21 protein-coding genes are annotated in these 22,849 nt (G+C 70.5%); 12 read left to right on the forward strand and 9 right to left on the reverse strand.

The features are described from left to right. Positions 1-9: 9 nt before the first annotated feature. Positions 10-1,311: an alpha/beta hydrolase gene (locus AC1DMN_RS09375; RefSeq protein WP_441975661.1), complete on the forward strand. Its 1,302-nt coding sequence runs from the start codon at positions 10-12 to the stop codon at positions 1,309-1,311. Beyond that, complete coding sequence (locus AC1DMN_RS09380) at positions 1,308-3,770, forward strand: bifunctional lysylphosphatidylglycerol flippase/synthetase MprF (RefSeq protein WP_477384144.1); 2,463 nt, start codon at positions 1,308-1,310, stop codon at positions 3,768-3,770. The genes AC1DMN_RS09375 and AC1DMN_RS09380 overlap by 4 nt, the downstream gene beginning before the upstream one ends. Positions 3,771-3,898: 128 nt before the next feature. Here the strand turns inward: AC1DMN_RS09380 and AC1DMN_RS09385 are convergent, their stop codons facing one another. From AC1DMN_RS09385 to AC1DMN_RS09400, 4 genes are read right to left on the reverse strand one after another with little or no spacing between them, the layout of a single operon-like run. After that, positions 3,899-4,987, reverse strand: coding sequence for an ABC transporter ATP-binding protein (locus AC1DMN_RS09385; RefSeq protein WP_440734897.1), 1,089 nt, complete (start codon positions 4,985-4,987; stop codon positions 3,899-3,901). After that, positions 4,984-5,781: an ABC transporter permease gene (locus AC1DMN_RS09390; protein ID WP_441975663.1), complete on the reverse strand. Its 798-nt coding sequence runs from the start codon at positions 5,779-5,781 to the stop codon at positions 4,984-4,986. The genes AC1DMN_RS09385 and AC1DMN_RS09390 overlap by 4 nt, the downstream gene beginning before the upstream one ends. Continuing rightward, on the reverse strand, positions 5,778-6,728 hold the full coding sequence (locus AC1DMN_RS09395; RefSeq protein WP_441975664.1) for an ABC transporter permease: 951 nt from the start codon (positions 6,726-6,728) through the stop codon (positions 5,778-5,780). Before AC1DMN_RS09395 ends, AC1DMN_RS09390 begins: the two co-directional genes overlap by 4 nt. Then, on the reverse strand, positions 6,725-7,870 hold the full coding sequence (locus AC1DMN_RS09400) for an ABC transporter substrate-binding protein (protein ID WP_441975665.1): 1,146 nt from the start codon (positions 7,868-7,870) through the stop codon (positions 6,725-6,727). Before AC1DMN_RS09400 ends, AC1DMN_RS09395 begins: the two co-directional genes overlap by 4 nt. 257 nt (positions 7,871-8,127) lie before the next feature. Between AC1DMN_RS09400 and AC1DMN_RS09405 the strand changes: the two genes are divergently transcribed. Then, positions 8,128-8,589 (forward strand): hypothetical protein, encoded by a 462-nt coding sequence (locus AC1DMN_RS09405; protein WP_477384146.1) that lies wholly within the window; start codon positions 8,128-8,130, stop codon positions 8,587-8,589. 16 nt (positions 8,590-8,605) lie between these two features. Here the strand turns inward: AC1DMN_RS09405 and AC1DMN_RS09410 are convergent, their stop codons facing one another. Beyond that, entirely contained in the window at positions 8,606-9,124 is a 519-nt protein-coding gene (locus tag AC1DMN_RS09410; protein WP_440734902.1) for a GNAT family N-acetyltransferase, read from the reverse strand. A gap of 117 nt (positions 9,125-9,241) precedes the next feature. Next, a complete protein-coding gene (aspS, locus tag AC1DMN_RS09415; protein ID WP_441975667.1) occupies positions 9,242-11,041 on the reverse strand; it encodes an aspartate--tRNA ligase in 1,800 nt (599 codons plus the stop codon). 137 nt (positions 11,042-11,178) lie between these two features. Between aspS and AC1DMN_RS09420 the strand changes: the two genes are divergently transcribed. Beyond that, positions 11,179-11,574 carry a DUF5684 domain-containing protein gene (locus AC1DMN_RS09420; RefSeq protein ID WP_440734904.1) on the forward strand — a complete coding sequence of 132 codons (396 nt, stop codon included), beginning with the start codon at positions 11,179-11,181 and terminating at the stop codon, positions 11,572-11,574. Between the two features lie 19 nt (positions 11,575-11,593). Next, positions 11,594-12,217, forward strand: coding sequence for a histidine phosphatase family protein (locus AC1DMN_RS09425; protein WP_441975668.1), 624 nt, complete (start codon positions 11,594-11,596; stop codon positions 12,215-12,217). Positions 12,218-12,256: 39 nt separating this feature from the next. Here AC1DMN_RS09425 and AC1DMN_RS09430 read toward each other — a convergent pair whose 3' ends face one another. Both AC1DMN_RS09430 and kynA read right to left on the reverse strand, forming a co-directional pair. Then, a complete protein-coding gene (locus AC1DMN_RS09430) occupies positions 12,257-13,165 on the reverse strand; it encodes a hydrolase (RefSeq protein WP_441975669.1) in 909 nt (302 codons plus the stop codon). Then, entirely contained in the window at positions 13,162-14,025 is an 864-nt protein-coding gene (gene kynA / locus AC1DMN_RS09435) for a tryptophan 2,3-dioxygenase (RefSeq protein WP_441975670.1), read from the reverse strand. Before kynA ends, AC1DMN_RS09430 begins: the two co-directional genes overlap by 4 nt. 235 nt (positions 14,026-14,260) lie before the next feature. Here kynA and AC1DMN_RS09440 point away from each other — a divergent pair, with 235 nt between their 5' ends. Next, the gene (locus AC1DMN_RS09440; protein ID WP_477230389.1) at positions 14,261-15,151 is read left to right on the forward strand and encodes an EamA family transporter; all 891 of its coding nucleotides are present in this window, start codon (positions 14,261-14,263) and stop codon (positions 15,149-15,151) included. 31 nt (positions 15,152-15,182) lie between these two features. Here AC1DMN_RS09440 and AC1DMN_RS09445 read toward each other — a convergent pair whose 3' ends face one another. Then, positions 15,183-15,929 (reverse strand): GntR family transcriptional regulator, encoded by a 747-nt coding sequence (locus AC1DMN_RS09445; RefSeq protein ID WP_477230388.1) that lies wholly within the window; start codon positions 15,927-15,929, stop codon positions 15,183-15,185. Positions 15,930-16,102: 173 nt separating this feature from the next. On the opposite strand from AC1DMN_RS09445, the gene AC1DMN_RS09450 reads away from it, so the two are divergent. The 6 genes from AC1DMN_RS09450 (at position 16,103) to AC1DMN_RS09475 (ending at position 22,838) form a co-directional block, all read left to right on the forward strand. After that, positions 16,103-17,029 carry a phosphate/phosphite/phosphonate ABC transporter substrate-binding protein gene (locus AC1DMN_RS09450; RefSeq protein ID WP_477230387.1) on the forward strand — a complete coding sequence of 309 codons (927 nt, stop codon included), beginning with the start codon at positions 16,103-16,105 and terminating at the stop codon, positions 17,027-17,029. Positions 17,030-17,104: 75 nt separating this feature from the next. After that, entirely contained in the window at positions 17,105-17,956 is an 852-nt protein-coding gene (gene phnC, locus AC1DMN_RS09455) for a phosphonate ABC transporter ATP-binding protein (RefSeq protein WP_477230386.1), read from the forward strand. Then, positions 17,953-19,692 (forward strand): phosphonate ABC transporter, permease protein PhnE, encoded by a 1,740-nt coding sequence (gene phnE, locus AC1DMN_RS09460; protein WP_477230385.1) that lies wholly within the window; start codon positions 17,953-17,955, stop codon positions 19,690-19,692. Before phnC ends, phnE begins: the two co-directional genes overlap by 4 nt. Next, positions 19,689-20,960 (forward strand): TIGR03364 family FAD-dependent oxidoreductase, encoded by a 1,272-nt coding sequence (locus tag AC1DMN_RS09465; RefSeq protein WP_441975676.1) that lies wholly within the window; start codon positions 19,689-19,691, stop codon positions 20,958-20,960. Before phnE ends, AC1DMN_RS09465 begins: the two co-directional genes overlap by 4 nt. Continuing rightward, the gene (locus tag AC1DMN_RS09470) at positions 20,957-21,679 is read left to right on the forward strand and encodes a phosphonatase-like hydrolase (protein WP_477384148.1); all 723 of its coding nucleotides are present in this window, start codon (positions 20,957-20,959) and stop codon (positions 21,677-21,679) included. Before AC1DMN_RS09465 ends, AC1DMN_RS09470 begins: the two co-directional genes overlap by 4 nt. 1 nt (position 21,680) lies before the next feature. Further along, a complete protein-coding gene (locus tag AC1DMN_RS09475; protein ID WP_477230384.1) occupies positions 21,681-22,838 on the forward strand; it encodes an alcohol dehydrogenase catalytic domain-containing protein in 1,158 nt (385 codons plus the stop codon). Positions 22,839-22,849: the final 11 nt, after the last annotated feature.

A 22,849-nucleotide genomic window follows, 5' to 3' on the forward strand; every position in this document is an offset into this window, starting at 1 on the left:
ACGCCCTTCATGCCGCGCTGGTTGCTGGAGCTGGATCTCGCCGACGGGCCGGTGCCGTGGATCATCTGGGGGCTCGCTGCCGCGGGCCTCGTCGCCCTTCTCATCCGGCCGCTGCGACGGCGCTGGATCGTGCGCGCCTCGATCGCGGTGGTGGCAGGCGCACTGATCGGCTGGTTCCTGGTCGTGTTCGTGGACGTCGCCGACGTCTTCGGCGTTCCGATGCCGGGCGCTGTGCACTGGTGGACGACCGCGGGGTTCGCCGCGATCGGTCTCGCGATCGCGAGCCTGTGGGATTCGCACTGGTGGCGCAAGGTCGTCGCGATCGTGACGGTGATCGGCTCCGTGCTGTCCATGGGCATCGGCGTCAACCAGGCGTTCGCTCTGGATCGCACGCTCGGCGACATCCTCGGCATCAACACGCTGGGTCCTCTCACGCACTTCGCTCCTCCGCTGCCCGGCAAGGCCGATCCCGCCCAGCCGCTCGCGGACACGTGGACACCGCCGGCCGACATGCCTGCGCACGGCCGTTACGGCGCGCTCATCGGCGCCAACGCGCTGAAGTCCTCCGCGGGCTTCCGGCCCAGGGCGGCCACCATCTACCTGCCACCGGCCGCCCTGGTCAAGGATCCGCCGCCGCTGCCCGTCGTCGTGTTCATGATGGGCCTTCCGGGCTATCCGAACCCGCATCCGATGGTGGACGTCATGAACGAGTTCGCCGCGAAGCACGACGGCCTCGCGCCGATCGTGATCATCGCCGACCAGCTCGGCGCGCAGGATCAGAATCCGGGCTGCATCGACTCCGCCGCCTACGGGGGCGTCGAGACGTACTTCAACACCGACATCCCGAACTGGATCCGCGGACATCTGCGCGTCCTGCAGGATCCGAAGTACTGGACCATCTCGGGTTACTCCAACGGCGGAGCGTGCGCGTTCATCTACGGCGCACGGCATCCCGACATCTGGGGCAACATCGCCACCGCGTCCGGTGAACCATGGTCGGGCTTCGGGGATCCGAAGTCGGTGGAGAAGGCGTTCCGGGGGGACAAGGCCCTGTTCGACGCGAGCAAGCCGCAGGCCATCCTCGCCGAGCACCCCGGCGCCTACGACGGGCATTACGCGATCTTCGCCGCCGGAGCGCTCGACAAGAAGTACGGACCCGCGAACAAGGTGTCGGCCGGCCTCGCCGAAGCGGCCGGATTCACCACGACCTACTATCTCGTGCCGAACGCCACGCACACCGGGCCGGGGCTGCGGGGCGGCCTGGAGAAGGCCTTCGACGTGCTGTATCCGCACCTGGGGCTCGCCCGATGACCGCCTGGCGCGAGACTGCGGCGGCCGTGGGCCGCAGGGCAGGGCGCTATGCGCGCAGCCATCCGTTCGCGATGGTGCTGAGCGTCCTGCTGCTGGTCAGCGGTCTGGTGCTCGGTCCGCTGCGGGGTCATCGCCCCGTGGGAGTCGGGCTCAGTCCGCTCGCGTTCGGCCGGGAGCGCGAGTGGTGGACGCCGCTGACCGCGCTGCTCGTGCCGGACTCGTGGGGCGGCCTGCTGCTGGCCGGGCTGCTCGCGCTCACGCTGCTGGCCTACGCGGAGCGGTTGATGGGAACGTGGCGCGTCGTCGGCGCCTTCCTCATGACGGGCATGCTCGGCGGCCTGCTCGGTCTGGGGATCCAGTCGCTGGCGTGGTCCTGGGGGCAGGTGTGGGCGCGCGTGGACGCGCGAGGCGCCGTGCTCGATCCGTCGATCGGAATACTCGGGGCGATCATGGCGGGCAGCGCCTTCGCCCCCGCGCTGTATCGACGGCGCATCCGCCTGCTCGGCCTCTCGCTGCTGGTCACCTACACGCTTTACGGTGGCGATGCGGACAGCGTGTACCGGCTGCTGGCCGGGCTGACGGGCCTTGTGCTGGGCGTGATCCTCACGAGCGGCCGACCTCGGCCCGCCTGGTACCGCAGCTCCTACCGCGAGACCAGGACCCTCATCGCGGCGATGGTCGCCGTCACCGGCCTCGGCCCGCTGATCGTGTTGCTGACGGGGGTCGGCATCGGGCCGCTGGCGCCGGTGGTCGCGGGCCTCCGCGGCGTGGACATCTCCGGGATCACCGACGCCTGCGCGCGGAACAACGCGTCGGCGCACTGCGTCGCCGGAGTGAGCACGGCGGTCGCCGCCGGCACCGGTGTGGTGCTGATGAGCCTGGTGCCGCTGCTGCTGAGCCTCATCGCCGCGTGGGGCCTGCGCGCGGGACGCCGCGCGGCCTGGTTCCTTGCGATCGGCGTGAACGCCGTGATGGCGCTGCTCACGGGGCTCAGCGTGGCCGCGCACTCGCTCAAGGAGCCGACCGACGTGGTCGAGATCGACCGCCAGTTCCCCGGCTTCTCCGTGCTGGCGATCCTCATCCCGGTCGGGATGTGCATCGTACTCGCGATCACCCATCGCCGGTTCGCGGTGCGCGCATCGCGCCGCGCGGTACGGCGGTTCTCGCTCACGATCGGGATCGCCTTCGTCGTGCTGGCCACCGCGAACATGATCCTGGTGTCGGTCGTCTCGCACTCGCCGTCGTTCTGGTCCGCCCTGGGCACCACGCTGCGTCGCTTCCTGCCCACCATCATCGGCCACCCCGGCGGGCGCACCCCGCTCACCGGATTCGCGCTCGCACTGCACCGCGATGTGGGAGCGCTGTTCTGGCTCGTCTTCGCGATCGCCATGGTGGGGCTCCTGCTCGGACGCTCGCGCAGGACGGCGGACCACGCGGAGCGCTTCCGCACCCAGCTGCGCACCACGGACGGCGGCACCCTCGGGTTCATGGGCACGTGGGAGGGCAACGAGCACTGGTTCACGGCGGACGGCCGCGGTGCCGTGGCCTACCGCGTGGTCAACGACATCGCGATCGCGGTGGGGGATCCGGTCTGCACCGCGGGAGACACCGCGCAGACCATCCGCGGGTTCCTGGACTTCTGCGACGCGAACGCCTGGACGCCCGTCTTCTACAGCACGCATGAGGAGTTCGCCCCGGCCTTCCGGGAGCTCGGCTGGAAGAGCATCTCGGTGGCCGAGGAGACCGTGGTGCCGCTCGAGCGCTTCGAGCTGACCGGCAAGGTGTGGACCAAGGTGCGCCAGCCGTACAACCGCGGACAGCGCGACGGGCTGACCACGCTGTGGACCACGTGGGAGCAGCTGCCCGCCGGGCTGGTCGCCCAGCTGGACGCGCTCAGCGAGCAGTGGATCGCGGAGAAGGCGCTGCCGGAGATGCGCTTCACCCTCGGCGGCATGGACGAGCTCAGGGATCCGGAGGTCGAGATCCTGCTCGCGATCGGACCGGAGGGCGAGCTGCAGGCGGTGACGAGCTGGATGCCCGTATGGCGCGAGGGGCGGCTGATCGGACGCACCYTCGACTTCATGCGCCGCGCGGATGGTGCGATGCCGGGCGTGATGGAGTTCGCGATCGCCTCGGCGGCGCTGCACATGAAGGAGCAGGGGCTCGAGGTGATGAGCCTCTCCGGTGCGCCGCTCGCGCAGACCGTCGACGGCGACGCCGACGCGGACCCCGCGATCACCCGGCTGCTGGGCTGGTTGAGCCGGGTGCTCGAGCCCGCCTACGGCTTCGCCTCGCTGCTGCGCTACAAGGGCAAGTTCAACCCCGAGTACCGCCCGATGCGTCTGTTCTACGCCGACAACGGGCAGCTGCCCGCGATCGGCCTGGCGATCGGCCGTGCGTACCTTCCGAACGCGTCGCCGGCCGAGTACATGGCGCTGGCGCGGTCGCTCGCGGGCTGAACCTCGGGCGGGATTCGAGACGCAGGTGTTCACGGTCCCGGGGGAGGACCACGTCGGATCCTCCCCCAGGGGCTGCTGATGACGTTCGGCGCGCTCTACCCGCACCTCGGCCTCGCGCCTGCCGCAGGCTAGCCGGCCTGACGCACCGCCACCGGTTCGGGATCGACCGCGAGCCCCACGATGTCGCCGTACTGCGGGTGGATCCGCGCCGCGTGCTGCACGCGCACGAGCAGGCCATCCTCGGTGCGCACCAGCGTGCGTCGCATGCTCCCGAGGAACATGCTCTCCTCGACCGTTCCGGTCACGGCGGCCCCGGCGGGCTCGACCAGGCGCACGTTCTCCGGCCGCAGCAGCACGTCCACCTCGCCGGTCGCCGGGAGCTGCAGCGGGATCTCGGCGCCCCACACCCGCACGTTCGCGCCGTCGGCGACACCGCGCGCCACGCTGGACAGCCCGACGAAGGATGCGACGTGCGCCGTGGCGGGGCGCAGGTAGAGCTCCTCGGGCGTGCCGATCTGATCGATCCGGCCGGCGTTCATCACGGCGATCCGGTCGGAGACGCTCAGCGCCTCCTCCTGGTCGTGCGTGACGAACACCGTCGTGATCCCGAGTCGCAGCTGCAGCCGGCGGATCTCGTCGCGCAGCTGCACGCGCACCTTGGCGTCCAGCGCCGAGAGCGGCTCGTCCAGCAGCAGCACGCGCGGCTCGGTCACGAGCGCCCTGGCGAGGGCCACGCGCTGCTGCTGACCGCCCGAGAGCTGGTGCGGGTACTTGTCGGCATGCGCGTCGAGCCCGACCAGGGCCAGCGCATCCAGAGCGCGCCGCCGGGCCTCGGCGGTGGCGACCTTGCGCCGGCGCAGGCCGAACGCGGTGTTGTCCACCACGCGCAGGTGCGGGAAGAGCGAGTACGACTGGAACACCATGCCCAGGTCGCGCTTGTTCGTCGGCACGCCGGAGACGTCCTTGCCGCCGAGCAGCACGGCGCCGCCGTCCGCCTCCTCGAGGCCTGCGAGCACGCGCAACAGGGTGGTCTTGCCGCAGCCGGAGGGTCCGAGCAGGGAGACGAACTCGCCGGGCGCGATGTCGAGGTCGATGCCGTGCAGCACCTGGGTGCGGCCGTAGCTCTTGACGATGCCGTCGAACTGGACGCGGGTGCCGTCGGCCCGATCCGCGAGCAGGGGGTTGTCCGCGGTGCGGGGGAGCGCGATGTCGCTCATGAGTCGGCCTTTCCAGACCGGCCGCGGGCGGCCCGTCCGATGATGAGGAGCAGGAGGAAGCTGAACGTCAGCGCCATCAGGGCGAACATCGCCGGGGCCCAGCCGTCCTGCTTCTGCACGACGACGAGCGCGGTCTGCAGCACATCGCGGTTCAGCAGCGACGCGATCGTGAACTCGCCGAGCACGACCGCGATGGACAGGAGGGATGCGGCGAGCAGACCCTGGCGCAGATTCGGCGCGAGCACGCGCAGCACGACCGTGCCCCACCCGGCGCCCAGGGAGCGGGCCGCTTCGGCGAGGGTGGTCATGTCGACGGCGTCGATCGACGCCTGGATGGAGCGGTACGCGAAGGGCAGCACGGTGATGCCGTACGCGAAGGCGAGCGTCCAGGCGCCGGTGCCGAAGGAGCGCCCGATCTGCAGGTAGATCGGCGTGAGGCCGACCACGAGCACGATCGCCGGGATCGAGAGCGGCAGCAGCACGACGAACTCGAACACCGGGCGCAGCCGGGGGAACCGCAGGTTCACCAGGATCATCGTCGGCGCGAGCACGAGCAGCACGATGAGGACGGTGACGATCGCGAGGATCAGCGAGTTGCCGAGGCCCGTCCAGATCGGCTGGTAGACCGCAGCCTTCGCGGGATCGCCGAGGCCGGCCCAGTGCGAGAGGGTGAACGCGCCGTCCTCACCGCGGAACGTGTAGGCGAGGGTCGCGACGAGAGGGATCAGGAAGAACAGCCCGACCAGGATCCCGATGATCCATCGGGTGAGCGCGGATGGGGCGAGCCGGTTCATGCCTGCCACCTCGCTGCCCGGCGCTGGACCAGTGAGTACAGCCACATGACGATCCCGACGACGACGATCATGCCGAGCGCCAAGGCGCCGGCGAGGTTCTCCCTGCCCAGCACGGTCTCGCTCGTGAGCGCGGCGCGGATCTGCAGCGGCACGATCTGCGATCCCTGGCTCGCGAGGGCGGCCGCCGTCGCGTAGGACGAGAACGCGTTGGCGAACAGCAGCAGGAAGCTCGCGAGGAACGACGGGGCGAGCACGGGGATCCCGATGCGCAGCCAGAAGCTCGCGCGGGTGCCGCCGAGGGTGACGTTGGCCTCGGCCCACTGCGGCTTCAGCGCCGAGAGGGCGGGCATGAACGTGATGACCATGAGCGGGATCTGGAAGTAGAGATAGGGCAGGATCAGTCCGGGCAGCTCGTAGATCCATGGGCCCCGGGCGAACAGGTCGATGCCGAACGCGTCCTTCATCAGTCCGGTGACCACGCCGCGCAGTCCGAGGGTGGCGATGAACATGAACGCGAGCATGACGCCGCCGGTCTGCGCCAGCACGCCGCTTGCGGCATCCACCACCGTGCGCACTCCGCTGTCTGCGCGCAGACCCAGCAGGGCGTAGCAGACGAGGGCGCCGACCACCGCGCCGATCGCGGCAGTGAGCAGGGAGAGCCCGGCGGAGTTCGCGAAGGTGAGCATCACCGTCGGATCCCACAGGGCGGAGACGTTGCTCCACGTGAACGCTCCGGCCCGGGTGAAGAACCCCGTCGCGACGGCGAGGATGGTCGGCAGCACGAGGAACAGCAGCAGGTAGGCGGCGAAAGGTACGAGCCCGATGGCGGCGAGGCCGCGACGGAACAGGCTCGTCCAATGCCTTCCGGACGACCCGTGCCGGGCCGGAGCGCGCAGCTCCGACCCGGCACGGGATGCGGCGGGCGCCGCAGCGGTGTCGGAGATCACTGGACGGCCGCAGCCCACTTCTCGCCGAGGAGCTTGCCGGCAGCGGTGCTCTGCGCCTCCGTCGGCACGACCGTCTCCTTGGGAGCGGCGGGCAGGGCAGCGGCGAGCGTCTTGTCGACCGTGCCGGCCTTGGTCATCGCGTCCATGCGCACGGGGCGGGCGCCGCCCTTGAGCCAGAGGTTCTGGCCCTCGTCGCTGTAGAGGAACTCCTGCCACAGGCGCGCGGCGGCCGGGTGCGGGGCCGCCTTGTTGATCGCCTGGTTGTAGTAGCCGGCGTAGCCGGTGCCGGGCAGGACGACCGTCTTCCAGTTCTTGTTGTCCTTGACGTGCGCGGCGTTCAGGTAGTCCCAGTCGAAGACGACAGGGGTCTCGCCACTGGCGACGGTCGCCGTGGTGACGTCCACCTTGAGCAGGTTGCCGGCCTTCTGCATCTCGGAGAAGAAGTCGATGCCCTTCTGGTAGTCGTCGAGCTTCCCGCCCGACTGCACCGTGGCGAGGCCCACGGCGGCGAAGGCGGCGCCGGCCTGGGTCGGGTCGCCGTTCAGCGCCACGGCGCCCTTGTACTCGGACTTCTTCAGGTCGGCCAGAGTCTTCGGCTCCGGGAACTTCGAGGAGTCGTAGCCGATCGACATGTAGCCGCCGTAGTCGCCGGTGAACAGGCCGTCCTTGTCCTTCAGCTCGGCCGGCACCTCGTCCCACTTCTCGACCTTGTAGGCGGCGAACTTGTCGGTGTTCTGCAGGGTCACGGTGAGACCGAGGTCGAACACGTCGGGAGCCGTGTCCAGGCCTTCGTTCGTCTTCGCGGCCTGGATCTCTTCGGCGCTGGACGCGTCGGGGGTGGCCTCGTTCACGGTGATCTTCGGGTACTTCTTGGTGAAGGCCGCGAGGATCTCGCCGTAGTTGGCCCAGTCGTGGGGGAGTGCGATCACGTTGAGCTTGCCCTCGGCCTCGGCGGCCTTCTCGAGGTCGGCCAGGGTGCCGAAGTCCTTGAGGGAGGTGGCGGTGGCGGCCTTGACGCCCGAACCGCCCGAGCTGGTCGGGTCGGCGGAGGCGGATCCGGAGCAGGCGGAGAGCAGGAGCGCGGCGCTGGTCGCGAGCGCGATGCCGGCGCCGATGCGCGCACGACGGTTGCTGATGAGCATGKTTTCCTCTCGGTGTCCGGCGYMRCCGCCGGGGTCGGGTCGAGAGGGAATGTACGGCGGYGGAGTTACCGGTGAGGCGGACCGGGGTGAATGCGGGGTGAACGATTCGAGTCCAGGGCGGGTGGGACCCGGATCCGTCGTCGTGCCTGATCCTTCGTCGGGCCGGGTCCGTTGTCGGGCCGGGTCCGTTGTCGGGCCTGATCCGTCATCGGGAACGGCGCACTGCATGTCGGGGCCCGGTCTGGTTGGATCGGAGCATGAGCACTCTTCCCGACGCCATCGAGCTCGACGGCGCCACCCTGATCCGGATCGACGCGCCGGAGGACATCGCCTGCTGGACCGCGGGGGTCGAGGGCGGGGAGGGCGGCTGGACGGTGAGCGTCATCGCGGAACCGGCCGAGGAACCCAGCGCGGAGGCGCGCGAGACGGCCCAGGGCGTCGTGACGGAGTTCGCGGCGCTCACCGAGTCCGCGATCCGCTACCTGGTGGACGAGTTGGCGGGGCCGCGCGSCGCGCTGTCGGACGCCGATCGGGCGCGGCTCGCAGAATCGGAGCCGCCGTTCGGTGCGCCCGAGGCGGTCGTGTGGCAGGACGGGACGTGGATGATGCGGTTCGCGGAGTGCGGCCTGAGCATCGGCGACGAGTACGGCGTGGGCGTCATGTTCGCCGGCCGCACCCCCGTCGCGGTCGAGGACCTGTCAGATCCGGACGAGGCCTGAGCGCCGGTCGATTTCGTCACCCCCTGAGGGGCGCGTTGTACTTGAAGCCCTTGTGGGATCCGGCGAATCCGAGGCGCTCGTAGAAGCGGTGCGCCTCGACGCGCTGCGCATCCGAGGTGAGCTGCACCAGCGGGCTGCCCAGCTCGACGGTCGCGACTTCCATGATCCAGCGCATGAGGGCGGATCCGACGCCGCTCGAGCGCAGATCGGAATGCACCCGCACCGCCTCGACCAGCAACCGGGTTGAGCCGCGGCGGGACATCCCGGGGATGCGCGTCAGCTGGAAGGTGCCGACGACCGCGCCGTCGTGCTCGGCCACGAGCAGGTCGTTGGAGTCGTCGGCGAGCACCGACTCCAGGCCCGCCGCGTAGGCAGGCAGGTCATCGTCGGAGGCGGTGTCGCCGCGCGCCGCGCTGATCGCGTCGTCGGCGAGCAGTGCGACGATCGCGCTTGTGTCGTCCGTGTGCGCCCGGCGCAGCGTCACCGGCCCGATCCGGGTGTCGAGCGGGACCGGAAGCGTCAGATCGGCGAGCATGGTCCGATCCTTTCACGCCCGATCGCGGGCGCTCTGCACGGAGAAGAGCGCTTTCGCTCGGACGGAATCCGGGGATCCGTCCGAGCGAAGCGCGCAATTCCGTGTGAAGCGATCGGCTCAGGCCTCCGCGAGCGCCGGTGCGTCGACCGGCTCGGCCACGGCGTCGACGCCGGCCTCCTTGCGCTGCTCCGGGGTGATCGGCGCCGGGGCTGCGGTCAGCGGGTCGAAGCCGTTGCCGGTCTTCGGGAACGCGATGACCTCGCGGATCGACTCGGTCTTCGAGAGGTGCTGCAGCACGCGGTCCATTCCGAGGGCGATGCCGCCGTGCGGCGGAGCGCCGAACTTGAACGCGTCGAGCAGGAAGCCGAACTGCTCCTGCGCGACGTCGTCGGCGAGGCCCATGACCTCGAAGACGCGCTTCTGGATGTCCTCGCGGTGGATGCGGATGGATCCTCCACCGAGCTCGGAGCCGTTGCAGACGATGTCGTACGCGTAGGCGAGAGCGGATCCGGGGTCGGTGTCGAAGGTGGCCTCGAACTCCGGCTTCGGCCCGGTGAAGGCGTGGTGCACGGCGGTCCAGGCGCCGGCACCCACGGCGACGTCGCCTGAGGCGACCGCGTCGGCGGCCGGCTCGAACATCGGCGCGTCGACGACCCAGGTGAAGGCGAAAACGTCAGGGTCCAGCAGACCCAGGCGGCGGCCGATCTCGACGCGTGCGGCGCCGAGGAGGGCACGGGAGTCCTTGACCGAACCGGCGGCGAAGAACGCGCAGTCGCCGGGCTTCGCGCCCACGAACTCCGCGAGACCAGCCTGCTCGGCCTCGCTCAGGTTCTTCGCGACCGGGCCGCCCAGGGTGCCGTCCTCGTTGAACAGGACGTAGGCGAGGCCGCGGGCGCCGCGCTGCTTGGCCCAGTCCTGCCAGGCGTCGAGCACCTTGCGGGGCTGCGAGGCGCCGCCGGGCATCACGACCGCGCCGACGTAGTCGGCCTGGAACACGCGGAAAGTCGTCTCGGAGAAGTATTCGGTCGCCTCGACGAGTTCGAGTCCGAAGCGCAGGTCGGGCTTGTCGGACCCGTACTTCGCCATCGCGTCGGCGTAGGTCATCCGCGGCAGCGGGGTCTGCACCTCGACACCGATGGTGGCCCACATCGCGCGGATGACGGCCTCCATCATCTCGATGACGTCCTCCTGGTCGACGAAGGACATCTCGATGTCGAGCTGGGTGAACTCGGGCTGCCGGTCGGCGCGGAAGTCCTCGTCGCGGTAGCAGCGCGCGATCTGGAAGTACTTCTCAACGCCGCCGACCATGAGCAGCTGCTTGAACAGCTGCGGGCTCTGCGGCAGGGCGTACCAGCTGCCCGGGTGCAGGCGTGCGGGCACGACGAAGTCGCGGGCGCCCTCCGGGGTGGAGCGGGTCAGCGTCGGTGTCTCCACCTCGACGAAGTCACGCTCGTGCAGCACGTCGCGCAGGGCCTTGTAGACCTTCGAGCGCAGCTGCAGCGGCGCGATCGCGGCGGGGCGGCGCAGGTCGAGGTAGCGGTGCTTGAAGCGCACGTCCTCGCCGACCGGGTCGGTCTCGGCGAGGCCCGTGGAGACCTGGAACGGCAGCGGGGCCGATTCGTTCAGCACGACGACGTCCTGCGCCACGATCTCGATCTCGCCCGAGGGCAGGTTCGGGTTCTCGTTTCCGGCCGGGCGGCGCGACACCTCGCCGGTCACCTGCAGCACGAACTCGCTGCGCAGCGGGTGCGCGATCTCCTCGTCGCGGATCACGATCTGGGCGATCCCGGATCCATCCCGAAGATCGATGAAGGCCACTCCTCCGTGATCACGACGGCGATCGACCCACCCCGCAAGGGTGACGGTCTGACCGATGTGCTCGGCTCGCAGTGAGCCTGCCGTGTGGGTGCGAAGCACGGAATACGCCTCCAACTAGGGAAAAGGGAACCCCGCCATTCTACGGGGACGCGAGGAATCCCTCGTGGGGAGGACGAGCGCATCACTAGACTCGCGGCAGGCACCACCCATCGAATCGACCCTGGAAGGCGCTACACATGCACATCCTCCCCACCGAAGACCCGACCGACGCCGCGGGCAACATCTACGCCGCGCTGTTCTCCGGCGCGAACATCACGGTCTCGCTGATCTTCTACGTGATCGTCGTGATCGCGCTGTGGAAGGTCTTCACCAAGGCCGGTCACCCCGGCTGGCTCGCGATCATCCCGATCGTCAACCTGATCTTCCTCATCAAGATCGCGGGCCTGAGCGGCTGGTTCGTGCTGCTCTACCTGATCCCGATCGTGAACATCGTGATGTCGATCATCGTGGCGATCAAACTCGGCAAGAACTTCGGCAAGAGCGGCGTGTTCTCGTTCTTCCTGCTCTGGCTGTTCTCGTTCATCGGATACTTCATCATCGGGTTCGGTTCGGCTCAGTACCGCCGCGCCTGAGCGGACGTCATCCGAGCTGATGCCCGCGGAACGTCTGCACCTCGTCCGGCACGGCGAGGTCTTCAACCCTGCGCACGTGCTGTACGGGCGACTGCCCGGCTATCACCTCAGCGAGGCGGGTCGGCGGATGGCCCAGGCCGCCGCCGACCACGTCGCGGCGATGGACCGTCCTGTGACCGCGCTGCGGTGCTCACCGCTCGAGCGCACGCAGGAGTCGGCCGAGCCGTTCACCGCCCGTTTCGGACTGGTTCCAGGGCTCGATGAGCGCATCATCGAGCCCTGGAACGTGTTCGAGGGCACGCAGATGCGCCGCGCCCTGATGAACCCCTGGAACTGGCGGCATCTGCGCCGACCCTCCGTGCCGAGCTGGGGCGAGCCGTACGTCGCCGTGGCCGCACGGATGCGCGCCGCCATGGACGAGGCGTGGCACGAGGCCCCGGACGGCGACGTGGCGTTCGTCTCGCATCAGGCGCCGATCTGGATCACGCACCTGTCAGTCGCGGGTCTGCCGTTGCGGCACGACCCGCGCACACGCCGGTGCGCGCTGTCGAGCGTCACGTCCTTCGAGCGCGTCGGCGACGTGTGGCGCGAAGTCGCCTACGCGGAGCCGGCCGCGGCCGGCATCGACCTGGGGGCGGTCTGACCCACGCCTGCGGCGTCGCCCGAAGCGCGGGCTGGGCGCCTATCGGGCGCCCTCAGGCGATGTCAGATGCTCGGACCGCGTAGGTCCGTACGCGTGGGGGCGCCCGTGCGGGCGCGCCGCCCCGTGCGGGTGCGGCACGGGCTCGAGACCGAACGGATCCGCGTCGCGGGCGGGAAGCAGGAACCGGCGTTCCGTGGTCGCCGCGACCGGGACGAGCGCGCGGATCAGTGCAGCCCCGCGCACGCCGGCCTCGCGCAGCGCCTCGACCTCGGCGGGGTTCAGGCCGACCGGCTGATCGCCGTTGCCGAGATCGGTCCCGTAGCGCACCGTGCCCCCGTGCGCGTGGAAGCGGCGCAGGTTGTCCAGGGCGATCGCGCGGGCCTCGCCCTCGTGGATCGCGAGTGTGGAGATCCACGCGATCCGGCCGGCCTGGGCGGACACCTCGGCGTTGCTCAGTCTCTCGGTGAACGGGGTGTGCGCGAGGGCTCTGACGCCGAGCCGCGGCATGCGCTGCGCCTCGCCGGGGCCCTCGGCATGCGCGACCACCGGCAGGCCGTGACGATCGGCGATGCGCACGATCGTCTGGAGCAGGTCATCGCCGAAGACGGGGCCGGCCGTGCTGTTGCTGGCGACCTTGATGACGGAGGCTCCGGCCGCCTTCATCTCGACGACGGCGGCTTCGGCCGCGTCGGTGTCGGCGATCTCGCGGAAGGATCCCTCCGGCGCCCAGCTCCGGTCGGAGGGGTACCCGCCGACCGGGGTCAGGAACGCTCCGGCGAAGGAGACCGCGACGCCCGGCGGATCGGCGGCGATCGACGCGATCGTCGCGGGAGCGGATCCGAGATCCAGCACCCGGCCGAGCAGACCGCCCCTGAGGCGTTCGTGATCGGCCAGTTGCAGGTGCACGTGGTGGTCGGTGAAACCGCCGATGTAGGAGCCCTCGGTCACGGCTGCCTGATCTCTGTGCGCACCGCGTACAGCTCGGGGAAGAACGTCAGATCGAGGGCGCGCTGCAGGAAGTCGACGCCGCTGGACCCGCCCGTGCCGACCTTGCGTCCGATCGTGCGGGTCACCGTGCGCAAGTGCCGGAAGCGCCAGAACTGGAAGTTGTCCTCGACATCGACGAGCTCTTCGCACGCCTCGTACAGATCCCAGTGATCGTGCGGGTTCTCGTAGATCTCGGTGAGCACCGGCACCAGCGAATCGTGCATGCGGTACGGCTGGCGCACGTCGCGRTCGAGGATCTCCGTGGGGATCGGCAGGCCGCGGCGCGCGGCGAACCGCAGGAACTCGTCGTACAGAGTCGGTCGCTCGAACTCCGCGGTGAGCATCGCGAGGTTCTCGGGGTGGGAGCGGAACACGCTCAGCATCCGCTCGTTCTTGTTGCCGAGCGCGAACTCGACGGCGCGGTACTGCACGGACTGGAACCCCGAGGAGTTGCCGAGGTCGCCGCGGAACTGCGCGTACTCGGTGGGCGTGAGCGTCGCGAGCACCGACCACTGCTGGGTGAGCACCTCTTGGATGTGCTTCACCCGCGCCATGTGCTTGAGAGCCGAGCGCAGGTCGTCCTCGGCGAGCCGGTCGCGCGCGGTGCCGAGCTCGTGCAGCACGAGCTTCAGCCACAGCTCGGTGGTCTGATGCTGGATGATGAACAGCATCTCGTCATGGTGCTGGGGCACGCTGACCGGGTGCTGCGCGCCGAGAAGGCGATCCAGGTCGAGGTAGGACCCGTAGGTCATCCGATCCTTCAGATCGGTGACGATGCCCTCTTCGAGCGCGCGCTCGTTCTCGGTCCTCGTGTCCGGCACAGGGCGACCTCCTTGTCGTGGAACCTGTTCAGTATTTCACCGGCGGTTCGGAAGCGTCTGTGACCGGTGCCTCCGGCGCGGCTAGGCTGATCTCGACAGCGCCTAGGGTTCCGGGGTCCGCCCGACTGGTCCGAGCGGCGCCACGTCGGGCCTTCGTGGGCCTGGCGTCATCTGAACGGACAAAAGCCTGGAGGAACCACGTCCGTCGCGCCCGCGCCGGACCGAAGGTTCCCCCATGTCTCTTCTCGCATTCGTCCTCGTCTTCTCCGCGGCTGTCGCGCACGCGAGCTGGAACGTGCTCGCCCACGGCGTGAGCCGCGCCGGCTACCCGTTCCTGTGGTGGGGCGCGGTCTCCAGCACCCTCGTCTGGCTCGGCGCCGTGCCGCTCACCGGCGGCATCGGCACGGGGGATCTCGGCGGGTTCGTGCGGGGCGTACTCGTGTCGAGCGTGCTGCACGTGGCCTACATGGTCGTGCTGCAGCACGGCTACCGCGTCGGCAACCTCTCGACGGTCTATGCCACGGCGCGCGGGACGGGGCCGTTCCTGTCGGTCATCATCGCGATGGTGCTGTTCGGCGAGCGGCCCGCGCCGATCGCGCTGGTCGGCGTCGCCGTGGTCATCGCAGGGATCGTCGCGATCGGCTTCGTGGATCGGGCGGGATCGGCCGACTTCGGCAACTCGGGCGTGCGTTTGGCTCGCCGCCGGATCGATCCCGGGCTGCTGTTCGGCCTGCTCACTGGAGTCGCGATCGCGGTCTACACGATCTGGGACGCCTTCGTCGTGCGCTCTCTGGCGCTGAACCCGGTGACCTTCATGGTCGGCACCACCCTCGTGCAGATCCCGTTCTACACGGTGGCGGTGCGCGGGCGCTGGGCGGCGCTCGCCGCCTTCGGGCGCAGGGAGTGGCGCCGGATCCTGGCCTTCGGGATCCTCTCGCCGCTGTCCTACATCCTCGTGCTCCACGCGATCAGGATCGCCCCTGTCGCCCTCGTCGCACCGCTGCGCGAGGTGAGCGTGGTGCTGGTGAGCCTGTTCGGCGCGTTCGTGCTGCGCGAAGGACGCCCGGGTTGGCGGGTCGGCGCCTCGGCCGTCGTCGTCGCCGGGATCGCGCTGCTCGCCGTGTGAGGCCGCGCGGTCTCGACCGTCGGCGACGCGCTCAGCCACCCACCGCGCGGAGATACTGGCCGTCGGGGGAGATGCCGGATCCGGAGACCGTGAACCGCACGATGCTGGAGAGGTAACGGTCCTCGCTGGCCTCGAAGATGCGGCCTTCCGCATCGCGCGAGGTGCGGCTGAGGCGCAGGATCGGAGTGCCCTGCGGCACCTCGAGCAGCGCCGCGTCCTGTTCATCGGCGGCGACGGCGTCGATCTCGTGCTGCAGGCCCACGATCGGGTGACCCTGCGAACCCAGGAACTCCGTGATCGAGATCGCATCGGTGTCGACGCTGAAAAGCAGGCGGCCGACCTCCTCGGTGTAGAACAGTCGCTCGAGCATCGTGGGGCGGTCGTCGAGGAAACGGAGCCGCACGACGCTCACGATCGTGTCGCCGGGGTCCACGCCGAGGGCCTGGCCCTTCTCGGTTCCCGCCCTCCGCAGACTCAGCTCCTGGGTGCGGGCTCCGGGCCGGGCGCCCAGTTCGCGGGCCCAGCGCGTGAACGGCACGGACACGTCGACGGCCTGCGTCGCCTTGCGCTCCACGACGCGCGCGGGCCTTCCTCGGGCGGTTTCGATGAGCCCCTCCGCGCGGAGAGCGGCGAGAGCGTTGCGGATGGGGCCGCGCGACGTGCTCCAGCGCTCGGCGAGCTCGGCCTCGGTCGGCACGGCATCGCCGGGGCGCAGCGCACCGGACGCGATCCGGGCGCGCAGATCGTCGGCGATCTGGGTGTAGACAACTTCGGGCACGTAGGCATACTACTTCGTCGCACTGGCCGGGCGCGCCCCTGTTCCTGTGGTGTTCATTCAAGCGAATCGCGGGTGAACAGTCGGCGAACAGTGCCGAGGTAGGTATACATCTCGACCGCGGCCTTGAGAGAGTCTTCGAGGATTCCCTCCGCACCTGAACCCGAAAGGTCCTCATGAAGCTTCGCGCTCTCACCGTCGCGGCCGGCGCCGCCGTGCTCGCTCTCGGTCTCGCCGCGTGTTCCGGCACCGCCGGCGCCGCCACGGGCACCGATGCGCCCGCCGCCGCGAACGGCGGCTACGCCGTCGACGCGAACACCCTCGTCTTCGGTGTCGTGCCCGACTCGGTCGACACGCAGACCAATTACCAGCCGCTCATGGACTACATCGCCAAGGAGACCGGCAAGAAGGTCGAGTACCACGAGTCGACCGACTACGCCGCGCTCATCGAGGCCGCCGTCGCCGGCAAAGTCGACGTCGCGTCCTTCTCCGGCTTCACCTACATCACCGCCACCAACGCGGGCGCCAAGCTGACCCCGATCTCCTCGATCGTCACCAAGCAGGGCCAGGAGCCGGGCTACTACTCCGAGGCGATCGTGCCGAAGGGATCCTCGATCACCTCGATCAAGGACTTCAAGGGCAAGAAGGTCTGCTTCGTCGATCCGTCCTCGACCTCGGGCTACCTGTTCCCGAGCTACAACCTGCTCAAGGACGGCATCGACCCGAAGACGGGCGTCTCCCCGGTCTTCGCCGGAAAGCACGACGTCAGCGTGCAGAAGGTCGGCGAGGGCACCGAGTGCGAGGCGGGCTTCGCCGAAGACTCCGAGGTCGCCAAGAGCGACAAGGTCACCGTCGTCGACAAGACGATGGTCCCCGGCGCCCCGCTGGTCTACAACTCGGCCCTGCCGAAGGAGACCGCCGACAAGGTCGTGACCGCCCTCAAGGAGATCACGATCGACGACATCGTGAAGGCCGGGATCAAGGGCGCGGACAGCGACGCGTTCAAGGCGACCTTCTACGCCACCAAGCCGGTCGACGACAAGTACTACGACATCATCCGCGACATCTGCGAGAAGACGAAGGCCGACCAGTGCAAGAAGTGATCTGAGGATCCCTTCCCGGGCCGCCGGCATCGTCCGGCGGCCCTCCTGCCTACCCCGAACCAGGAGCGCAACATCATGAGCACCCCCGCCTCGTCCGAGCCGGTCATCCACCTCGCCGGCGTCACGAAGCAGTTCGGCGCCACCACCGCCCTCAAGGGTGCGGACCTCGAGGTCGCGCGCGGCGAGATCGTCGTGCTCCTCGGGCTCTCCGGATCCGGCAAGTCGACGCTGCTGCGGCACCTCGACGGCCTGGAGACTCCGACGTCCGGCACCGTCGAGGTGCTCGGATCCTCCGTGCCCGCGCTCAAGGGCAAGGCGCTGCGGAGCCTGCGCAGCCGGGTGGGCTTCATCTTCCAGCAGTTCGAGCTGGTGCCCTCGCTGACGGTGCTGGAGAACGTGCTGACCGGCTCGCTCTCGTCCGTGCGCGGCCCGCGTCTCGGCCTCTGGGGTTATTCGAAGGATGCGAAGCTGCGCGCCCTCGGCCACCTCGAGCGCGTGGGCCTGCTCGATCGGGCCTACCAGCGCAGCGATACCCTCTCCGGCGGCCAGCAGCAGCGTGTGGCCATCGCTCGCGCCCTCATGCAGCGTCCCGAGATCCTGCTCGCCGACGAGCCGGTCGCCTCGCTCGATCCMGAGTCCAGCGACCAGGTCATGGCGCTCATCCGCGAGATCGCCGCCGACCAGGGCCTCACCGTGGTGTGCAGCCTGCACCAGGTCGACCTCGCGATCAGCTGGGCCGACCGCATCGTGGGCCTCCGTCATGGCGAAGTCGTGCTGAACACCTCGACCAACGGTCTCAGCAAGGCCGAGGTCATGGAGATCTACGGCCGGGTCGCCACGACCACCGCCGACCTCACCGCGGTGACCACCGAGCTCATCGAGCAGGGGATCGCGACGCCCGCTGCGCCTTCCGGAGCGCGCTCGTGACCGCAGTCGCAGCCCCTCGTCGCGAGGGCTATGTCGGCGGCCTGCTGGCGCGCGCGCCGAAGCGTCCGGTGTCGCCGGAGCGCATCGCGGCGGCGCTCACACTCATCGTGCTGGTCGGGCTCGGCATCGCCTCGCTGGTGCAGAGCGGCTTCTCCCTCGCCGGCGTCTTGTCGAGCTGGGGGAATGCGCAGCGCTTCATGACCCGTGTGGGGGCCCTGACGTTCCCCGCACCGCTCGACCTGCTCTGGCTGATCGCTCTCACGGTGGGCCTGGTGCTGGTCGGCACGCTCGTCGCCGCGGCGCTCTCGGTGCCGATCGCCTATCTCGCCGCCTCGAACACCACTCCCGGCCCCGTCTGGCGCGGCATCGCCCGGTTCATCGGCGTGCTCACGCGCTCGATCCCCGACGTGGTGCTGGCGATGGCCTTCGTGCTCATGTTCTCGCTCGGCACGCTGCCCGGCATCCTCGCGATCGGGATCCACTCGATCGGGATGATCTCCAAGATGTTCGCCGACGCGATCGAGCAGATCGACGAGGGCCCTCGCCTCGCGATCCGCGCCGCCGGAGGCACGAAACTGCAGCAGTTCACGGCGGGCGTGCTGCCGCAGGTGCTGCCCAGCTGGGTCGCGACCGTGCTGCACCGCAATGACATCAACCTGCGCGGCAGCGTCGTGCTCGGTTACGTCGGCGTCGCGGGCCTGGGCCTGGAGATGTCGTACGCGTTCAAGGCGCTCAACTACGGCCGCGGACTGGGCATCGCGCTCGTGATCTTCGTGCTCTGCGTCGTCATGGAGATCGTCTCCAGCGCCGTGCGCGGCGCGATGCTCGGCGAGACCGCGCAGACGCGTTCGTGGATCGACCGGATCCTGCACCCGCGCCTGAGCCGCAGCGCAGTCGCTCGGAGCACCGCATTCGCGGACGCGAAGCCGTCCTGGGCCCTGTCGCCCGCCACTGCGGTGCGTCGCCCGTGGACGCGTGAGCGCCGCCGTAACACCGTCGCCGGCTGGGTCGCCGTCGCGATCGTGATCGGCAGCCTCATCGTGTGCCAGATCCAGTGGGGCGACCTGATCACGGTGTGGGCGAAGATCCCCGAGACCGCGGCGAAGTTCTGGCCGCCGGACTTCGGCAACTACGACGCGGCCGTGATGCTCGGCGCCATGCGGGACACGATCGCGATCGCGCTCGCCGCCACCGTGCTGACGCTGCTGCCCTCCCTGCTGCTCGGCTCCTTCGCCGCCCGCAACGTCGCTCCGAATGGCACCGTGCGCGGCATCGCCCGGTTCCTGCTCGTCGGCATCCGCGGCATCCCCGAGCTCATCCTGGCGATCGTGCTGATCGTGGTCACCGGCCTCGGGCCGACCGCGGGCATCGTGGCGCTGGCGATCGGTGGCATCGGCCTGCTCGGCAAGCTCGTCGCCGACTCGTTCGAGGAGGTCGACCGCGGCCCCGAGCGCGCGCTCCGCGCGGTCGGCGCGACCCGGATGCAGACCTACGCCGCCGCGACCGTGCCGCAGGGCACGCGCGCGCTCATCGGGCACAGCTTCTACATGCTCGACACGAACATCCGCGCGGCGACGATCCTCGGCATCGTCGGCGGCGGCGGGGTGGGCTACTACCTGCTGAACGCCGGGCAGGGCTCGCGCTACGAGGTCGTCACGGCGATCGTGCTGATGATCCTCGCCACGGTGCTCGTGGTCGAGGGCCTCGCGATGTGGATGCGGCGGGTCTTCCGATGAGGGACGTGAAGGCCATGACCGTCACGCCGGACGATCGGTTCGACGTCGCGATCGTCGGATCCGGCATCGTGGGCCTCGGCGCGGCGTATGCCGCGGTGCGTCGCGGGTTGCGCGTCGTGGTCGTGGACCGCACCGACCGGCCGGTGGGTGCCACGATCCGCAACTTCGGCCACCTCTGCATCGGCGCGCAGGACGGACCCGCCCGCGTCTACGGTGAGGCGTCGCGCAGCATCTGGTTGCGCCTCGCGGCCGACGCCGGCTTCTGGGCGCGGGAGAGCGGAACGCTGGTCGTCGCGCGTGCGCAGGACGAGCTGGCGCTGCTGGAGGAGGCCGCCCGGGCGGAGGATGACGAGGCCGCGGGGATCCGCGTGCTCTCGCCCGCCGAGGTGACCGCGCTCGCCCCCGTGCGCCCGGAGGTCGTGCGCGGTGGTGCGCTCGTGCCCGGCGATCTGCAGGTGAACCCGCGTGAGGCCGCCGGTGCGATCGTGCGGCACCTGGCCGCTCTCGGCGTCGAGTTCCGCTTCCGTACCGCGGTCACCGCGGTGCAGACAGGGCTCGTGCGCACGACCCGCGGCGACATCGCGGCGGCCGACGTGGTCGTGGCCGTGAACCACGACGTCGACCAGCTGCTGCCTGCTCTCGCCGAGCGCGCGGGTGTGGTCCGCTGCGCGCTGGACATGATGCGCGTCTCGGCCGATCTGCCGTCGCCGCTGCAGGCGCCTCTGCTCACCGGCTGGTCGCTCGTGCGGTACCGCCGCTTCGCCGGTCTGGGTTCGGCGGCGGGGCTGCGCGAGCGTCTGCACGCCGAGCGCCCGGAGCTGGCCGCGCTCGATCTGAACCAGATGTACACCCAGCTGCCCGACGGGACGCTGCTGCTCGGCGACTCGCACCACAAAGCCGTGCAGCCGGATCCGTTCCAGCCCGAGGCCGCGTTCGACGCGTTCCTCGCGGAGGCGCGCGAGCTCTTGGACGTCGGCGGCATGCGCGTGCTCGAACGCTGGCAGGGGGTGTACGCCGCCGCGGCCGAGGAGTTCCTCATCGAGGAGGTCGCACCGCGCGTGCTCGCGCTCGCCGCGACCACCGGCATCGGCATGACCACGGGGCTCGGCCTCGCCGAGATCGAGACCGCCCGCGTCTTCGGCTGGGGCGGATCCGGATCCGCGAATGTCGGCACGTCCGCCCTCGGCGGCACCCAGACCCCCGCCATCGTCGGCGGCGCAGGAACGACCGCCATCGTCGGCGGCATCGCACAGGAGGAGAACGCATGAACCCGCACACCCCGATCGAACTGGTCGTGCTCGACATGGCAGGGACCACCGTGCTCGATGACGGCGTCGTGGAGCAGGCGTTCCAGCGCGCTGCCGAGCGCACCGGGGTGGCCGCGCGGATCGGCTGGGACGAGGCGCTGCAGTACGTGCGCGACACCATGGGGCAGTCCAAGATCGACGTGTTCACGCACCTCGCCGACGGTGACGTGGAGTCCGCCGAGCGCGCCACGGCCCAGTTCGAGGCCGCCTACGCCGAGATCGTGACCGAGCAGGGCGCGACCGCGATTCCCGGTGCGGCCGACGCCATCCGCGCGCTGCGCGCCGCCGGCCTGAAGGTCTGGCTGACGACCGGGTTCGCCCCGGTSACCCGCGAYGCGMTCCTGGAYGCGCTGGSCTGGCAYGACCTCGTCGACGGCGTGCTGAGCCCGRTCGAYGCGGGCCGCGGWCGCCCCGCSCCCGACCTGGTGCTCACCGCGCTGCTGCGCGCGGGCGTCTCCTCGGTGCAGGCCGTCGCGGTCGCCGGCGACACCGTCAGCGACGTGCAGTCGGGTCGGCGTGCCGGCGCCGGCTTCGTGGCCGGCGTGCTGAGCGGAGCGCACGACGCCGTGGCGCTGGAGAGCGCCGAACCGGATGCGGTGCTACCCGACGTGACCACGCTGCTCGCGGCGCTCACCGAGCGCGGGCTCGTCCCGGCTCTCGCGCCGATCGCGGCCGGCTGACATGCGTGCGGCGCTGGTCCGCCCCGCCGACGAGGTGCATCGGCACGACGTACCGCTGCGCCCTGCCGCCGTCGCGATGGCCTGGCTCGGCGTCGGCCTCCCGCATGAGGCGCTGGCCGTGCCCGGCGTCGCCCTGGCACCGCACGACGTGCTCGTGGCGGTGGAGATGTCGACGATCTGCGGATCCGACATCCACACCGTGCAGGGCCGCCGCCATGCGCCGACGCCCCTCGTGCTCGGGCACGAGAGCGTCGGCCGCATCATCGCGATCGGTGACGAGGGCGCACGCGCGGTCGACGGCGGGGAACTGCACGTCGGCGATCGCGTGGTCTGGTCGGTGACCGTCTCGTGCGGGCACTGCGACCGCTGCCTCGCGGGGGTCACGCAGAAGTGCCGCCATCTCGCGAAGTACGGGCACGCGCGCATCGAACCGCGATGGGAGCTCACCGGCGGGTTCGCCGGGCACGTGCACCTGCGCGCGGGCACCGGGATCGTGCGCGTGCCGGAGGCGCTGCCGGCCGCCGCGCTCGCACCGGTCTCGTGCGCCACGGCGACCGCCTGGGCGGGCGTCGCGCGCGGGGCTGCGCTGCGCGGACGCCGGCTGCCGGATCCGTCCCCCACCGCGGGGGAGGACGCGGAGGTGCTCGCGTGCGAGCGGGTGCTGGTGCTCGGTGCGGGCCTGGTCGGGCTGACCGCGGCGGTGATCGCCGCGGAGCTGGGCGGCCGCGTGCAGATCGCGGATCCGGATCCGGCTCGGCGCGCGTTCGCCGAGCGGTTCGCGCTCGCTGCGCTCGCCCCGGACGATGTCACGGAGGAAGGGTTCGATCTGGTGATCGAGGCTTCGGGGCACGCCGTGGGGGCGGCGCTGGACGCCGTCGATGTGGGCGGCGCCGTGGTGCTGCTGGGCAGCGTCTTCCCCGCGGACCCGGTGCCGCTCGACGCCGAGCGCATCGTCCGTGGGCTCGTGACGGTGGCGGGGGTGCACAACTACACCGGTGCCGAGCTGCATGCCGCGGCTGCGTTCATGGCGGGCCGCGGGCGCGCGCACCCGTTCGCCGACGCCGTGGGGGTCGTGCATCCGCTTGCCGCGGTGGACACCGCCCTGGTGCAGGCCGCTGCGCCGGGGGCTCCGCTGCGGGTCGGGCTCACTCCGCGCTGAGAGCCGGCTCG

The organism is Microbacterium sp. 01T413_2 (assembly GCF_056398985.1).

Excerpts from the sequence above, each read along its gene's own strand:
- AC1DMN_RS09410 (WP_440734902.1), bottom strand. The coding sequence starts at position 9,124 with ATGCTCGCCGATCTGACGCTTCCGGTCCCGCTCGACACCCGGATCGGG.
- AC1DMN_RS09450 (WP_477230387.1), top strand. The coding sequence starts at position 16,103 with ATGAAGCTTCGCGCTCTCACCGTCGCGGCCGGCGCCGCCGTGCTCGCT.
- AC1DMN_RS09440 (WP_477230389.1), top strand. The coding sequence starts at position 14,261 with ATGTCTCTTCTCGCATTCGTCCTCGTCTTCTCCGCGGCTGTCGCGCAC.
- AC1DMN_RS09385 (WP_440734897.1), bottom strand. The coding sequence starts at position 4,987 with ATGAGCGACATCGCGCTCCCCCGCACCGCGGACAACCCCCTGCTCGCG.
- AC1DMN_RS09400 (WP_441975665.1), bottom strand. The coding sequence starts at position 7,870 with ATGCTCATCAGCAACCGTCGTGCGCGCATCGGCGCCGGCATCGCGCTC.
- AC1DMN_RS09375 (WP_441975661.1), top strand. The coding sequence starts at position 10 with ATGCCGCGCTGGTTGCTGGAGCTGGATCTCGCCGACGGGCCGGTGCCG.
- AC1DMN_RS09475 (WP_477230384.1), top strand. The coding sequence starts at position 21,681 with ATGCGTGCGGCGCTGGTCCGCCCCGCCGACGAGGTGCATCGGCACGAC.
- AC1DMN_RS09390 (WP_441975663.1), bottom strand. The coding sequence starts at position 5,781 with ATGAACCGGCTCGCCCCATCCGCGCTCACCCGATGGATCATCGGGATC.
- AC1DMN_RS09465 (WP_441975676.1), top strand. The coding sequence starts at position 19,689 with ATGAGGGACGTGAAGGCCATGACCGTCACGCCGGACGATCGGTTCGAC.
- AC1DMN_RS09420 (WP_440734904.1), top strand. The coding sequence starts at position 11,179 with ATGCACATCCTCCCCACCGAAGACCCGACCGACGCCGCGGGCAACATC.
- AC1DMN_RS09425 (WP_441975668.1), top strand. The coding sequence starts at position 11,594 with ATGCCCGCGGAACGTCTGCACCTCGTCCGGCACGGCGAGGTCTTCAAC.